We start from the raw sequence: 14,361 nt of genomic DNA, 5'->3' as shown, positions 1-14,361 counted from the left end.
TTCAGGCGCGCATTCCGCCATCGACACGTAGCACGGTGCCGGTCACATAGGACGAACGGTCGCTGAGCAACCACGCCGCCGCCTGCGCGATTTCATCCGGATCCGCCGCGCGCCGCAGTGGCGTGACCGCGTTGAGCCGCTCGATGACACCGGGTGACCCCGCCTCCCAGTCCATGATCATCTCGGTCAACGTGGTGCCGGGCGCGATCGCATTGACTCGAATGCCTTCCGGGCCATACGTGACCGCCGCCGATTCGGTGAGGCTGTTGACCGCCCGCTTCATCGCACCGTACGCGGGCAGTTCCGGATTGCCCATCAGACTGCCGACACTGGAGGTGTTGACGATGGCGCCGGTGCCCGCGGTCGCCCGGATGGCGGCGATCTCGGCGACCATGGCCAGCCACGGGCCTTTGAGGTTCACGGCGTAGACGTAGTCGAAGTCGGCTTCCTGCACCTGGTCCATCGGGCCGGGCGGCACCCCCGCCGCGCCGTTGTTGAAGGCGACGTCGAGCCGCCCGTACCGGTCCACGGTGTGGTCGACGGCGGCGCGCACGCCGGCTGGGTCGGCCAGGTCGCACACCACATAATCCGCGGTACCGCCCGCGGCCTCGATCTCCTCGGTCACCGCCTTCAGTTGTGCCTCCGTCCGGGCCGCGAGCACTACCCGGGCACCCTCCCTGGCGAACAGCCGCGCCGCGGCGGCGCCGATGCCGCGTCCGGCACCGGTGACGAAGGCGACCTTGCCGGCCAGGAGACCGGCCGTATCGATTGTGTTGTCCATGGCGTCGAGCCTCGGCCCGGTCGCGCAGCCGAGCCAGGTACCGGCTGTACCTGGCTCGGCTGCGCGTCGTTCGAGCACACTGAAGCGGTGGACAGACGAGAACTAGCGGACTTCCTGCGCAGCAGGCGCGAGCGGATCATCCCGGCCGACGTGGGTCTGCCCGCCGGTCCACGCCGCCGCACCCCGGGCCTGCGCCGGGAGGAAGTGGCCCAGCTGGCTTTCATCTCGACCGAGTACTACACGCGGCTGGAGCAGGCCCGCGGCCCGCGCCCGTCCCGCGAGGTGCTGAGCGGACTGGCCCGCGCACTGCGCCTGTCGAACGCCGAACGCGACCACCTGCACCACCTCGCCGGAACGCCGCCGGGCCCGCAGGCCGGACCGTCGCGCGAGGTCCGGCAGAGCATCCTCGACCTGCTCCGCCGGCTGCCGCAGGCCGCGGCGGTCGTGCTGTCCGCGACGTACGAGGTGATCGCCTGGAACGACCTGGCGGCCGCGTTGATGGAGGACTTCTCCGCTCTGTCCCGGCGCGACCGGAACCTGGTGCGGCGAGCTTTCCTCGGGCCGAGCCCGGAGGGGCGGCGGTTGTACGGGGTGTCGGACGCGGACGCGTTCGCCCGCAGCGCGGCCCAGGAACTGCGCGCCACCGCCGCCCGCTACCCCGGCGATCCCGAGGTGACCGAGCTGGTCGCCGAGCTCCTCGCCGGCAGCCCGGAATTCGCCGAACTGTGGGCCTCGCACGACATCCGGGCGGAACCGACCCTGTGCAAGATCTTCGAGCATCCGCTGGTCGGCCCGATCGCCGTCAACTGCGATGTCCTCGACATCGCCGACCGGGATCAGCGCGTGGTGATCTACACCGCCACGCCTGGCTCACCGGCCGAGCAAGCACTACAGCTGCTGTCGGTCATCGGCACGCAGCGGATGGACGCCACGCCCTGAACACTCAGCCGTTGGCGCTGCGCCTGGCGCCGAATCTGGTTGCGGCAACCAGATCTTCGCGGCCGCGGGCCACTCGGGAACGGACGGTGCCCACCGGGCAACCGCAGACCGCCGCGGCCTCGGCGTAGGACAGCCCCAGCACCTGGGTGAGCACCAGCGCCTCCCGCCGCTCCGGCGCGAGATCGTCGAGCAGCAGGTTGAGTTCGACGATCTCGGTCAACCCGTCGCGGCGCGGCACCTGCCGGTCGGCGGCCGCGACCCAGTCGACGCCGTGCGCGATCTTCGGCCGGGCCACCGCCATCCGCACCTGGTCCACGACAACCCGGCGGGCGATGGACAGCAGCCAGGTGCGCGCGCTGGCACGGCCCTCGAAACGTTTGATGCTGCCGAGCGCCCGCAGGTAGGTCTCCTGGGTCAGGTCGTCGGCCCGGCCGACCTCGGTCAGATGGGCGAGCAAGCGCCACACGTCCTTCTGCGTGGCCCGGATGAAACCCTCGAGTGCCCGCCGGTCGCCGCGCGCCGCCGCCAGAGCCAGGCGGGTGGTCTCGTCATCCTCGGCGGGCGTCGGCATGGTGTCGACAATAACCCTCGGTCACCGCCGCGACGGACCGGCCCGGCGGAGGTAACGCAGGTCACCACGGGGTCGCAGTGAGCGGCGCCACGATCGATAACCGCCGGGAACTTCGAGGTCCGGATAGACGACAATCTGGACGTGGAGTGCAAAGTGTGCCGGACGGCGCTGTCGGCCCGGATCGACGGCGAGCGCGAAACCGTTCCCGCCGCCCGGGTGGACGAGCATCTGGAGCGGTGCGCCGACTGCTGCTCCTGGTACGTCGCCGCGGTGGAGACCTCGAAGCAGTTGCGCGGGGCCTCGTCCTACGCGCCGGACCTGACCGACGCGATCTTCGCCGCCGCCGAATTGGAGCGGCCGCAGCCGTCGCCGCTGGCCCGACTGCGGGCCGCCGTGCCGACCTCGCGAATCGCGTTGTCCCGCGTGCTGCTCGGCCTGCTCGGTGTCCTGCAATGCGCGTTGGCGCTGGCTCAGCTGGCCGGGCTCGACTTCGGCATGAGCCATCACCACGGCGCCGAGATGACCCGGCACCTGCTCAACGAGAGCACCGCGTGGAGTCTGGCGATCGGCGTCGGCTTCGTCTACTGCGCGCTGCGGCCGCACGCGGCGGCCGGGGTGCTGCCCGTGCTCGGTGTGCTGGTCGCCGCGTTGAGCGCGTTCGTCGTGTCCGATCTGTACTCCGGCGTGGTGCCGATCTCCCGGGTGCTGTCGCACGGGCTACTGGTCGTCGCCCTGGCCCTGGTCGTGGTCGTGCACCGGACCCGACGCCCGGAGACCTCACCGCCGACCAGCGACCGCGTCCCCGTCGACCTGGTGCTGCCCCCGGGCGCTCAGCTCGGCCGCCGCACCCGCCACCTCCGCTCGACCCAAGATCCCGCCGCTTAACGCTTCGCCTGCCTGAAGGCAGGAGATTCACAGCTCAGATCGCAACCGAACCACTCGCCCGAGGGAGATGACCCGCTTGTCTCACATCCTCAACACTGCTGTGGCCACGTTCTGCCACAACCAGAATCACTCTGGCAGCGTTCCGATCCCGATCAGCGGTATAACCACACTCGGGGCACCGGAAAACTCTCTCGCACAGGTCGAGTCGCTTGGCTCTCGCGAAACAATCACTGCACGTCATCGACGTAAATTCGGGCCGAACCAACACCACCCTCCGGCCAGCCCGCACACCACGCTCGATCAACTCCCGCTTCGCCGCACCGATCGCCGCGTCCGCAGCCTTGCGCGCCATCGTGGACTTCGCCAAGAACTTCGGCTTGAAATCCTCCACCGCGAGCAGACCGTGCTCGGCGACAACACGTTTCGCCCATACCCGCGAATCATGTTGCGTTTGCCGGGCCGCTTTCTTGTGCAACTTCGCCACCTGCCGGACCGCCCACCGGTAGCCGCGCGACTGCGGGCCGTGCTTGCCACGGCGTCGTCGCGCCATGCGCCGCTGCGCTTTCGCGAGTTCCGCAGCGCACCGTTTCCGATGCCCCAGGAAGGGCAGGTCGAACGCAGTGTCAGTGGTTGTGGCAGTCGTGCTCACCCCCCAGTCGACACCGATACCACCAGCAGCTATCGACACAGTTTCCGCCTCACGGCGAACAACGAACGAGGCATACCAATGCCCCACGCTGTCCCGAGTGACACGCACAGTCGTAGGTTCAGAGGGCAGTTCGCGGGACCACACGACCGGGATAGAAACCCCTTTCGGGAGAAGCAACCTGCCGTCGCGGATCCTGAATCCGCGCACCGTGTACTCCAGCGACGGCAGCGCCCTCTTCCGGGATTTGAACACCGGTCGCCCGCGTCCTTTGACCTTGAACGACAGATCGTGGGCTTGCGCATAAGTGCGCAGCGCCTGCTGCTGTGCGACTTGGGACCCTTCACGCAACCACCCGTTCCGGGCACGCACTTCGGTGAGCATCTTTCCGAGTTTGAAATAGGTCGGGCGCGCACCCGACTTCTGTTGATGCACAGCCTCATTCCACAAAAACCGGCATCGACCCCACTCCCCGAGCAGCGCCCGCTCCGCCTGCACACCCGGGCGCAGCCGGAAGGCGTACCGCACCACTTCCTCCACGCCCGGCAATCTAGCCGACACCACCGACAAACCCCCGTGACCCAATTCCGAAAAGGAGGATGGCGCTTCCTCTCCCCGATAACCGAGGGAGTACTCGCGCCGAACACCCGATGACCATCGAGCTCGAACCGATCGTTCGAACCGACTCCACCGAACCGAACCGCATCTCGCTGGCCGTTACCGGGATGAGCTGCGCGGCCTGTTCGACCCGGGTGGAACGCAAGCTGAACAAGATCGACGGGATTACCGCGTCGGTGAACTACGCCACCGGGATCGCGACGATCGATGCGGTCGGCGAGATCACCGCCGAGCAGCTGTGCGCCGAGGTCGACGCGACCGGGTTCGGTGCGTCGCCGATCACCGACCGGACCGAGCCGATCAGCTCGGCGCCCGAGGACGCGGCGGTCAGCGACCTGCTGCGCCGGCTGGTCGTGGCGCTGGTGGCGTTCTTCCCGCTGGCCGATCTGTCGGTCATGTTCGCCACCATCCCCAGCACCCGGTTCACCGGCTGGCAGCTGGTGCTCACCGCGCTCGCGTTGCCCGTGGTGGCCTGGTCGGCGGCGCCGTTCCACCGCAAGGCGTTTGCCAATGCCAAGGCGGGCGCGGCGAGCATGGACACGCTGGTCTCGGTCGGCGTGCTGACCGCGACGCTGTGGTCGCTGGACACGATGTTCCTGCACCCCGACCGTTCCGGGCCCGCGCCCGACGGGGTCTGGGCGGCGATCTGGGCCAGTGACGCGATCTACCTCGAGGTGGCGGCGGGCGTCACCGCATTCGTCTTGGCCGGAAGGTATTTCGAGGCGAAGGCCAAGCGTTCGGCGGGCAGCGCGCTGCGGGCGCTCGCCGCGCTCGGCGCCCGCGAGGTCACCGTGCTGACCCGCGACGATCGCGAAATGCGGGTGCCTATCGGCGAACTCGTGGAGGGGCAGCGGTTCGTGGTGCGGCCCGGCGAGACCATCGCGACGGATGGCCTTGTGGTGTCGGGGGAATCGAGTGTCGATGCCAGCGCGATGACCGGCGAATCGATCCCGGTCGACGTGCACGCGGGCATGGCGGTGATCGGCGGCACCACCGCGCTCACCGGGCGGCTGATCGTGGAAGCCGCTGCGGTAGGCGCGGATACGAAGCTGTCCGGGATGATCCGGCTGGTCGAGCAGGCGCAGACCGGCAAGGCGCGGATGCAGCGGATCGCCGATCGGGTGTCGGCGGTGTTCGTTCCGTTCGTCTTCCTGATCACCGCGTTGACCTTCGTGACCTGGTTGATCACCGACTCCGGTGCGGAGCGGGCGGCGGCCGCCGCGCTGGCGGTGCTGGTCGTGGCGTGCCCGTGCGCGCTCGGGCTGGCGATTCCCACCGCGCTGATGGTGGCCTCGGGACGGGGCGCGCAGCTGGGCATCTTCATCAAGGGCCATCAGGCCTTGGAGGCCACGCGCGACGTGGACACCGTGGTGCTGGACAAGACCGGGACCGTCACCAACGGCGCGATGAGCGTGGTCGCGGTGATCGAGCACGAATCGTTCGACGCCGCGGCGGCGCTGCGCCTGGCCGGTGCGGTGGAGGCGGCGTCCGAGCACGCGGTGGCCGCGGCGATCACCCGGCACGCGCGCGAGGCCGTCGACGCCCTGCCGTCGGTCGAATCCTTCGAAGCCCTACCGGGATTGGGCGCGCGCGGTGTGGTGGACGGGCGCCGGGTGCTGGTCGGCCGGGCGCGGCTGTTCGAGGATCAGGGCATCGGCATCCCGCAGGAGATGAATCGCGCTGTCCGGCAACAGGAACGCTCCGGACGCACCGTGGTGCTGGTCGCCGTCGACGGCACGGTCGTCGCGGTGATCGCGGTCGCCGACACGGTCAAGGAGACCGCGGCCGCCGCGATCGCCCGGCTGCACCGGCTCGGCCTGCGGGTCATGATGTTCACCGGTGACAACGCCTACGCGGCACAGTCGGTGGCCGACGAGATCGGCATCGATGAGGTTGTCGCCGAACTGCTTCCGGAGGGCAAGGTCGAGCTGATCGCCCGCATGCAGGAGCAGGGGCGGCGCGTGGTGATGGTCGGCGACGGCATCAACGACGGAGCCGCGCTGGCCACCGCGGACCTCGGCATGGCGATCGGCGCGGGCACCGACGTGGCCATCGCCGCCGCCGACGTCATCCTGGTGCGAGAGGATCTGGGTGCGGTCGCCGACGCCATCGAACTGGCGCACGCCACGCTGCGCACCATCAAGGGAAACCTGGTGTGGGCCTTCGGCTACAACGTGATCGCCATCCCGATCGCCGCCCTGGGCTTCCTGAACCCGCTGATCGCCGGCGCGGCCATGGCGTTCTCGTCGTTCTTCGTGGTCTCGAACAGCCTGCGGCTGCGGCGAGTTCGCTTCCACCGCTGACGGGACTCAGCGGCGGGTTTGGGCCAGTTGCTCCAGCATCGCGTTGTAGGCGGCGAGGTCGGAGTCGCCGTAGTCCTCGTCCTTGCGGTCGGTGCGGACCGCGGTGCGGCGGTCCTGGGCCACCCACTGGGTGAGTAGGGCGCCGACTACCAGCAGGATCGGGATTTCGCCGGAGACCCAGGCGATTCCGCCGCCGACGCGCTGGTCGGCGAGCAGGTCGATGTTCCAGGGCAGTTGCAGGTTGGTGTAGAAGCGGGAGCCGATGACGGTGTTCATCGACATCACCGCGACGCCGAAGAAGGCGTGAAAAGGCATGACCGCGAACAGGACTCCGAGCCGGCCGAGGTGTGGCAGGCGGCGCGGGCCGGGGTCGATGCCGATGATGCCCCAGTAGTACAGGTAGCCGACGATCAGGAAGTGCACGTTCATCAGCACGTGCCCCCAGTGGTATCGGATCAGGCTCTCGAACAGCGGCGTGAAATACAGTCCGTAGAGCGAGATCACGAACAACGACAGCGCGGTGGCAGGATGCGCGATTACCGCGGTCGGCCGCGAATGTAGCAGCGCGAGCACCCATTCGCGCACGCCGTGCACCTGGCCGCGCTTGGCCGCCGGAACGGCGCGCAGCAGCAGGGTGACCGGTGCGCCGAGCACCAGAAGCACCGGCACGAACATGTTCAGCGCCATGTGCGTGATCATGTGCATGCTGAACATCGCGAACCCGTAGGTGCCGATGCCGGACGAGGTCGCGATCAGCAATGCGACACAGCCGCCGATCCAGGAGAGGGTGCGCCAGCGCGACCATTCGTCGCCGCGCCGCCACAACCGAAGCACGCCGAGCACGTACAGCACGATCGCGGCCGATGCGGCGGTGCCGAGCACGATGTCGAAGCGCCACAACGTGATCAGCCGCAGCAGGTTCGGCCGGTCGAACAGGTCGAAGCCGAGGAACACCTCCTGCGCGGTGAACGATCGATCGGCGAAGGCCGGGGCGGGCTGTACCGCCATGGCCACGGTCGCGGCGAGCGCTACCGCGGAAAGTGCTCCGCTGCACGCGATCAGGAAGGCGGTGCGGGCACCGGGTTCGCGGTGGTTCAGTACCGCGCGCATGGTCAGCGCGAGGTCGACGCCGACCGCGACGACCACCAGCGCGAGCCGCCCGTAGCCAGTGGTGAATACCGCCGACCAAGGCAGCAGGATCACCCACAGCACGAGCCCGCTGAGGGTGGCGGCGGCAACCCACAGCAGGGCGATGGTCGCGCCGCGGCGGACCGCGGTCGCCGCGTGTGACCCGTTGCGGCGCAGGTGATCCGCGACGCACCACAGCAGTCCGGGCAGCACCGAGACGGCGAGCTGGAAGATGATCATCGCGCCGGTACCGTAATCGTGATTCGGCCCCTCGCCCGCGTTGCCGACCATCGCGGGCGGCAGCACGCCGATGGCGGCCACCAGCAGCAACACCGCTGTCCCGGTCCAGGACAACAGCATTCGCGCGCCCAGCGTCACCACCGCGGCCAGCACGGCGACCACGATCCACGCCTTCGGCTTCTCGCTCGCATCGATCAGCGCGCCGAGCGCGCCGATCCGGAACAGCCCGGAGAAGGTCAAGCCGCCGACGTTCGCCGCGGTCATCGGGATGAGCGCGAGCGCCGACAACAGCCACACCAGACCGGCCCGTTCGGCGAGCCGCACACCGGAGTAGCCGTCGACGTCGAGCCGGCCGCGACCGGTGACGGCGGTACAGCACACCGAGTAGACCAGCGCGCCGAGCGCGGTCGCGCCGGCCAGCGCGGCGACGACGCGCAGCAGCACGTAGGCGAGTACATCGGCGAAACCGGGATAGGCGGTGCCGGCCGCCCGATACGGGGCCTCGCCCGCTTCGACCACCGACCCGATGACGAGGGCAAGCAGCACCGCCGCCGCGACGAGCCAAACCAGGTGGACTGTCGAGCGTTTCACCTGCACGTTGCCGTCCACCATCCTCGAGAGCGAAAGTTTGCACCTGAACCAGGTCTCGCTGACCGGTCGGATACGGCGCCGGGAAAGTTCCGCGGCCGCGCGCACTGCGATGCAGGTCACATTCGTCCGAGAATGGCGTCCGGAATCAGACGGTGTTGGCGCTCATCCCGCCGGAAATGGTCAGTGCCTCGCCGTTGAAATGCCGCCCGCGCTCGGACACCAGCATCAGCACCGCGTCGGCGATCTCGTCCGCCGAAATCAGATCGGAGTTCGGCGGACCGGACGCGAACATCGCGGCCACGTCCTCCTTGGTGGGATTCTCCAGGTCCGGCAGCATCATTCGATACATCGCCGGATTCTGGATCATGGGGGTGTCCACGCCGCCGGGCAGCACCGCGTTGACCGAGATGCCGTATTCGACCACCTCCAGCGACAGCGACTTGACCAACCCGATCACGCCCCACTTAGCCGCCGCGTAGTGGCCGGCGTTGCGCACGCCCATCCGGGCCACGATGGACGAGGTGGCCACGATCCGCCCCCACCGGCGTTCGATCATGTGCGGCACCACGGCGCGGAAGCTGTGGAAGACGCCGGTGAGATTGATGTCGATCATGTCCTGCCACACCTCGTCGTCCATCTCGGCGATCACCGAGTTGGAGGCGATGCCGGCGTTGGCGACCAGGATGTCGATCCGGCCGAAGTCGTCGATGGCGCGTTGGGCGACCGCGTTCATCTCGGTCTGGCTGCGCACGTCGGCCTTGAGCGGCACGCAGCGGCGGCCGGTCTCCTCGACCAGCTTCGCCGTCTCGGCCAGATCGGATTCCGAACTCATCGGATAGGGCACACTCGCCACCTGCTCGGCGAGATCGCACACCACGATGTCCGCGCCCGCCGCCGCCAGCGCCACCGCGTGCGCACGCCCCTGACCTCGGGCGCCGCCGGTGATCACGGCAACCCTGTCGTCGAGATTCCCCATATCGGGCCCCTTACCAGATCGGTATTTATTCGGCCGAACCCATGCTTGCACGCGGGAATGACGTGTAGCCGGTGTTTACGTTCGTATTGTCCAGAACTACACACGAAACGTTCCGGGCCGATCCAGCGACGAAGGGAGTGCGCAGGCGCGCGTCCCAGCGCGCCCCACAATGGTCCCAGGGGGCCAGATGACCGATTGTGAGTACTTCGCCGTGGATCTCGACCAGCTCGTTCGACCTTTCGACAGCACACCGACCGACTACGACGCGACCGTGGCCCGCTCGATCGACAGCCCGCGACTGCGCCGGCTGCTGTACACCGCGGTCGGGCTCTCGCACGACTCGATCGACCTACTGTCCACCATGAGCGACCGGCTGCGGGCGGTCGAGGGCATGCTCATCCGCGATCCGCTCGATTTCTGACCGGGTTCAGGCGGTCCGGCTGGTCGCCGCGGCCAGTCCGGGCGCGGCCGGTATCCGTTGGTAGCCACGGAGATTGACCAGCCCGCGGCGCTCGGGGCGGCCGGTGAGGCGCAGTTCGGGGAAGCGCTCGTACAACGCGGACAGCGCGACCAGGCCCTCCATCCTGGCCAGGCTCGCACCCAGACAGGAGTGCACGCCGCTGCTGAACGACAGGTGCTCGCGGGCGTTGGTCCTGGTGACGTCGAACGCGCCGGGGTCGGTGAAGACGGCCGGGTCACGGTTGGCCGCGCCGAGCAGCAGCGAGACCATTTCGCCGCGGGCGATCGGCTGACCGGCAATCTCGGTGTCGCACAACGCGGTTCGGGCGGTCATCTGCACCGGGCTGTCGTAGCGCAGGATCTCCTCGATCGCGCCGGGCCACCGGTCCGGCTCGGCGCGCAGCAGGTCGAGCTGGTCCGGGTGCTGATGCAGCGCCATCATGCCGTTGCCGATGAGGTTGACGGTGGTTTCGAAGCCCGCGCCGGCGACCAGGGCGACCGTCGACTTGAGTTCGGGCATGCTCAGGTTGTCGCTGGCGGCGAGTTTGCTCAGGATGTTGTCGCCGGGATCGGCGCGCAGCCGGGCGATGTGTCCTTCGGCGAAGTCCTCGCTCGCCTGGAGGGCGGCGGTGGCGCGGCGGAACGCGCGCCAGGTGATGCCGACATCGAGCAGCGGCGCGCCCGCGTGCCCCAGTTCGAGCATGTAGAACTGGTCTTCGGTTGGCACACCGAGGATTTCGCAGATGATCGCGACCGGTAGGCGGCTGGCGAAGTCCTCGATCAGGTCGGCGTCCGGGCGGTCGGCCAGCCCGGCGAGCAGTTCGTCGGTCACCTCGACGATGCGGTCGTGCAGCCGGCCGACCGCGCGCGGGGTGAATTCCTGCGCGACGAGCTTGCGGTATCGGGTGTGTTCCGGCGGGTCGACCATCAGCATCGACGGCGGTTCGACCGGGCTGGCCAGTTTCGGGTCGGTCGCGCGCAGCAGGCGCCGCAGCGGGCGGGGCAGATCGAGGGTCTCCGGCGGGGAGACGCCGAAATTTTTGTCGCGCAGAATCTTTCGGCAGACCTCGTGATCGGCGGAGACCCAGCTGAGCGGGGTTCGGACGATCGGGCCCTGCTCGCGGATTCGGTCACCGAACGGGTAGGGGTTCGCGCCGGCGCGGTAGCCGGTCAGGATCTCGGCGAACGGATCACCGCGGCGCGCACGCGTTCTGAGGTAGGTGCGCGGCACGGAGTGCAATATCGCCCAGCGAATCCAGCTCTTCATTTCGGCCCCCGCCTTGTCGTCTCGAGTACTTCACGTTACGCATCGAGGGTGCGCGGCGCATCGGTCCGTGGTCGCAGACACGCCTGATATCCAGGGAGTATCAATCGAGTACTTCGGCGAGGCGGACGGCCGATCACAGAAGCCCAGCTGGAGAACCATATTCGGCGCGCCAGGGCTAACCTTTGGCAAAGTCGATCTAGGGGTGGCGTGAGACTGCTGTCACATGGTTTGGTTGAGTCAGGCCGGTCGCGCCGGCCTTCAGCTGGACGGCGGTTCGGAAGGTGGCGGCGGCTGTGAGTGTGACGCAGACCGAACAACTTCAGGCGGTTCGACCGTATCCGCGGCGGATGGGGCCGAAGGGTTCCTATATCTGGAAGATGATCACGACCACCGATCCGAAGGTGCTCGGGATCATGTACCTGGTCACCGCGATGACGTTCTTCTTCATCGGCGGGCTGATGGCCTTGCTGATGCGCGGCGAGCTGGCCAGGCCAGGGATGCAGTTCCTGTCCACCGAACAGTTCAATCAGCTGTTCACCATGCACGGCACGCTGATGCTGCTGTTCTACGCGACCCCGATCGTGTTCGGCTTCGCAAATGCCGTGCTGCCCTTGCAGATCGGCGCGCCGGACGTCGCGTTCCCGCGGCTCAACGCGTTCAGTTACTGGCTGTATCTGTTCGGCGCGACCATCGCGACCGCGGGCTTCATCACCCCTGGCGGCGCCGCCGATTTCGGCTGGACCGGGTACGCGCCGCTGAGCAACTTCGAACACGCCCCGGGTGCGGGCGCCGATCTGTGGATCATGGGCTTGGTGCTGTCCGGGCTCGGCACCATTCTCGGCGGCGTCAACATGATCACCACGATCATCTGCCTGCGCGCGCCCGGCATGATCATGTTCCGGATGCCGATCTTCACCTGGAACATCCTGATCACCAGCATCCTTGTGCTGCTTGCCTTTCCGATCCTGACCGCGGCGCTGTTCGCGTTGGCGATCGACCGGCATCTTGGCGCGCACATCTACGACCCGGCCAACGGCGGCGTACTGCTGTGGCAACACCTGTTCTGGTTCTTCGGGCATCCCGAGGTGTACATCGTCGCGCTGCCGTTCTTCGGCATCGTCACCGAGATCTTCCCGGTGTTCTCGCGCAAGCCGCTGTTCGGCTACAGCGCGCTGGTGTACGCGACGATCTCGATCGGCGCGCTGTCGGTCGCAGTGTGGGCGCATCACATGTACGCGACGGGATCGGTTCTGCTGCCGTTCTTTTCGCTGATGACGTTCCTGATCGCGGTGCCGACCGGGGTGAAGTTCTTCAACTGGATCTTCACCATGTGGCGCGGGCAGTTGACCTTCGAGACGCCGATGCTGTTCTCGCTCGGCTTCCTGACCACCTTCCTGTTCGGCGGACTGTCCGGGGTGATCCTGGCCAGCCCGCCGCTGGATTTCCACGTCACCGACTCGTATTTCGTTGTGGCGCACTTCCATTACGTGTTGTTCGGGACCATCGTGTTCGCCACGTTCGCCGGGATCTACTTCTGGTTCCCGAAGATGACCGGGCGGATGATGGACGAGCGGCTGGGCAAGTGGCACTTCTGGACGACGTTCGTGGGTTTCCACGTCACGTTCCTGGTGCAGCACTGGGTCGGGGCCGAAGGTATGCCGCGGCGGTACGCGGACTACCTGCCGAGTGACGGCTTCACCACGTTGAACACGATCTCCACCATCGGTGCGTTCGTGCTCGGCGGCTCGATGTTGCCGTTCATCTGGAACGTGTTCAAGAGTTATCGCTACGGGGAAGTGGTCACCGTGGACGATCCGTGGGGTTATGGCAATTCGCTCGAATGGGCGACCACCTGCCCGCCGCCGCGGCACAACTTCTACGAGTTGCCGCGGATCCGGTCCGAGCGGCCGGCATTCGAGTTGCACTATCCGCACATGGTCGAGCGGATGCGGACCGAGGCGGTCGCGGGCTGGGGATCCGGCCATCGGGGGGCCGTGCTCATCGAGGACCGGGCGTTCGCCGAGGAGGCCAAGGCTTCGGCCGAGGAGGCCAAGCCTTCGCTGGAGAAACGCGCCGATACCGAGGGAACTCCCGAATAGTTGTTGCCGAACCGGCAAAGAAGTTTGCCGTTATGGCTTCGGCCGGGGCATCGTGGTGTCCATGACCGAGACACATACCCACGGCGGTGGCGGCAGTCACACCCAGGCCGGTAGCGGCGACACGGTGGAGTTCTGGGAGAACTTCTACCAGGAGCGGGAACAGGTCTGGTCCGGCTCGCCCAACTTCCTGCTGGTCCGTGAAATGGATTCGGCCCCAGCGGGTTCCGCGCTCGACCTAGGGTGCGCCGAGGGCGCCGACGCGATCTGGCTGGCCGAGCGCGGCTGGCAGGTCACCGCGGTCGACGTCTCCGAGACCGCGCTCGCCCGCGCCCGGGCCCGCGCCGCCGAACAGGGCATCACCGGCATCGACTGGCAGCAACACAACCTCTACGAATCGTTCCCCACCGGCCGGTACGACCTCGTCACCGCCCAATACCTGCACTCCCCCGTGGCCGAGATCGACGAACGCGAGGCGATCCTGCGCCGCGCCGCCGAAGCCGTAGCCCCCGGCGGCCAACTCCTCATCGTCGGCCACGCCGAATGGCCCTCCTGGGTAGAAACCCCACCCCACGATGTCCACTTCCCCACCACCGCCGAAGTCCTCACCGGCCTCCACCTCACCCCCACCGAATGGACCGTCGAAACCGACGCCCTAGCCGAACGCGACCACACCGGCCCCGAAGGCCAACCCGGCGTCCGCCGAGACAACGTCCTCCGCATCCGCCGCCACTGAACCGATCCGCCTACTCCTCGACACTGTCGAGGGACTGTGGATTTAACGGTGTTTCTGGCCTGATTCGCTGAACGAAGTTCAGCGGGGAAGGTGCCGTGATGGCGACACTGGATGGCGTGGCATCG

The 14,361-nt window shown here is 67.9% G+C and carries 12 protein-coding genes; 6 read left to right on the top strand and 6 right to left on the bottom strand.

Annotation, left to right across the window (positions count from 1 at the left end; translation table 11 throughout):
- Window position 1: 1 nt before the first annotated feature.
- A complete protein-coding gene (locus AB0M22_RS00060; protein WP_364718955.1) occupies window positions 2–781 on the bottom strand; it encodes a glucose 1-dehydrogenase in 780 nt (259 codons plus the stop codon).
- Window positions 782–868: 87 nt separating this feature from the next.
- Between AB0M22_RS00060 and AB0M22_RS00055 the strand changes: the two genes are divergently transcribed.
- The gene (locus AB0M22_RS00055; protein ID WP_364718953.1) at window positions 869–1,720 is read left to right on the top strand and encodes a helix-turn-helix transcriptional regulator; all 852 of its coding nucleotides are present in this window, start codon (window positions 869–871) and stop codon (window positions 1,718–1,720) included.
- Window positions 1,721–1,724: 4 nt separating this feature from the next.
- Here AB0M22_RS00055 and sigC read toward each other — a convergent pair whose 3' ends face one another.
- Window positions 1,725–2,291, bottom strand: coding sequence for an RNA polymerase sigma factor SigC (sigC, locus tag AB0M22_RS00050; RefSeq protein ID WP_364718951.1), 567 nt, complete (start codon window positions 2,289–2,291; stop codon window positions 1,725–1,727).
- Between the two features lie 141 nt (window positions 2,292–2,432).
- On the opposite strand from sigC, the gene AB0M22_RS00045 reads away from it, so the two are divergent.
- On the top strand, window positions 2,433–3,176 hold the full coding sequence (locus AB0M22_RS00045) for a zf-HC2 domain-containing protein (RefSeq protein ID WP_364718949.1): 744 nt from the start codon (window positions 2,433–2,435) through the stop codon (window positions 3,174–3,176).
- Window positions 3,177–3,210: 34 nt separating this feature from the next.
- On the opposite strand, the gene AB0M22_RS00040 is transcribed toward AB0M22_RS00045, so the two are convergent.
- Complete coding sequence (locus AB0M22_RS00040) at window positions 3,211–4,362, bottom strand: transposase (protein WP_364718947.1); 1,152 nt, start codon at window positions 4,360–4,362, stop codon at window positions 3,211–3,213.
- Window positions 4,363–4,472: 110 nt separating this feature from the next.
- Here AB0M22_RS00040 and AB0M22_RS00035 point away from each other — a divergent pair, with 110 nt between their 5' ends.
- Window positions 4,473–6,743: a heavy metal translocating P-type ATPase gene (locus tag AB0M22_RS00035; protein WP_364718945.1), complete on the top strand. Its 2,271-nt coding sequence runs from the start codon at window positions 4,473–4,475 to the stop codon at window positions 6,741–6,743.
- A 6-nt stretch (window positions 6,744–6,749) separates the two neighbouring features.
- Here the strand turns inward: AB0M22_RS00035 and AB0M22_RS00030 are convergent, their stop codons facing one another.
- The gene (locus AB0M22_RS00030) at window positions 6,750–8,723 is read right to left on the bottom strand and encodes a cytochrome c oxidase assembly protein (RefSeq protein ID WP_364718942.1); all 1,974 of its coding nucleotides are present in this window, start codon (window positions 8,721–8,723) and stop codon (window positions 6,750–6,752) included.
- Window positions 8,724–8,847: 124 nt separating this feature from the next.
- Window positions 8,848–9,678 (bottom strand): mycofactocin-coupled SDR family oxidoreductase, encoded by an 831-nt coding sequence (locus tag AB0M22_RS00025; protein ID WP_364718939.1) that lies wholly within the window; start codon window positions 9,676–9,678, stop codon window positions 8,848–8,850.
- A 187-nt stretch (window positions 9,679–9,865) separates the two neighbouring features.
- Here AB0M22_RS00025 and AB0M22_RS00020 point away from each other — a divergent pair, with 187 nt between their 5' ends.
- Window positions 9,866–10,099, top strand: a complete 234-nt coding sequence (locus AB0M22_RS00020) for a hypothetical protein (RefSeq protein WP_364718936.1) — start codon at window positions 9,866–9,868, stop codon at window positions 10,097–10,099.
- A 6-nt stretch (window positions 10,100–10,105) separates the two neighbouring features.
- Here AB0M22_RS00020 and AB0M22_RS00015 read toward each other — a convergent pair whose 3' ends face one another.
- Window positions 10,106–11,404, bottom strand: coding sequence for a cytochrome P450 (locus AB0M22_RS00015; protein WP_364718934.1), 1,299 nt, complete (start codon window positions 11,402–11,404; stop codon window positions 10,106–10,108).
- 347 nt (window positions 11,405–11,751) lie between these two features.
- Here AB0M22_RS00015 and ctaD point away from each other — a divergent pair, with 347 nt between their 5' ends.
- On the top strand, window positions 11,752–13,503 hold the full coding sequence (ctaD, locus tag AB0M22_RS00010; protein WP_364721568.1) for a cytochrome c oxidase subunit I: 1,752 nt from the start codon (window positions 11,752–11,754) through the stop codon (window positions 13,501–13,503).
- 61 nt (window positions 13,504–13,564) lie between these two features.
- Window positions 13,565–14,236, top strand: a complete 672-nt coding sequence (locus AB0M22_RS00005) for a class I SAM-dependent methyltransferase (RefSeq protein WP_364718932.1) — start codon at window positions 13,565–13,567, stop codon at window positions 14,234–14,236.
- Window positions 14,237–14,361 lie beyond the last annotated feature (125 nt).

It is taken from the genome of Nocardia sp. NPDC051756, from assembly GCF_040681495.1.
GTDB lineage: Bacteria > Actinomycetota > Actinomycetes > Mycobacteriales > Mycobacteriaceae > Nocardia.
This window is presented reverse-complemented; position numbering and strand designations above follow the sequence as displayed.

What these genes read in the sequence shown, in the direction of transcription:
- AB0M22_RS00025 (WP_364718939.1), bottom strand. Translation starts at nt 9,678, where the DNA reads ATGGGGAATCTCGACGACAGGGTTGCCGTGATCACCGGCGGCGCCCGA.
- AB0M22_RS00015 (WP_364718934.1), bottom strand. Translation starts at nt 11,404, where the DNA reads ATGAAGAGCTGGATTCGCTGGGCGATATTGCACTCCGTGCCGCGCACC.
- AB0M22_RS00035 (WP_364718945.1), top strand. Translation starts at nt 4,473, where the DNA reads ATGACCATCGAGCTCGAACCGATCGTTCGAACCGACTCCACCGAACCG.
- AB0M22_RS00005 (WP_364718932.1), top strand. Translation starts at nt 13,565, where the DNA reads ATGACCGAGACACATACCCACGGCGGTGGCGGCAGTCACACCCAGGCC.
- sigC (WP_364718951.1), bottom strand. Translation starts at nt 2,291, where the DNA reads ATGCCGACGCCCGCCGAGGATGACGAGACCACCCGCCTGGCTCTGGCG.
- AB0M22_RS00020 (WP_364718936.1), top strand. Translation starts at nt 9,866, where the DNA reads ATGACCGATTGTGAGTACTTCGCCGTGGATCTCGACCAGCTCGTTCGA.
- ctaD (WP_364721568.1), top strand. Translation starts at nt 11,752, where the DNA reads ATGGGGCCGAAGGGTTCCTATATCTGGAAGATGATCACGACCACCGAT.
- AB0M22_RS00030 (WP_364718942.1), bottom strand. Translation starts at nt 8,723, where the DNA reads ATGGTGGACGGCAACGTGCAGGTGAAACGCTCGACAGTCCACCTGGTT.
- AB0M22_RS00060 (WP_364718955.1), bottom strand. Translation starts at nt 781, where the DNA reads ATGGACAACACAATCGATACGGCCGGTCTCCTGGCCGGCAAGGTCGCC.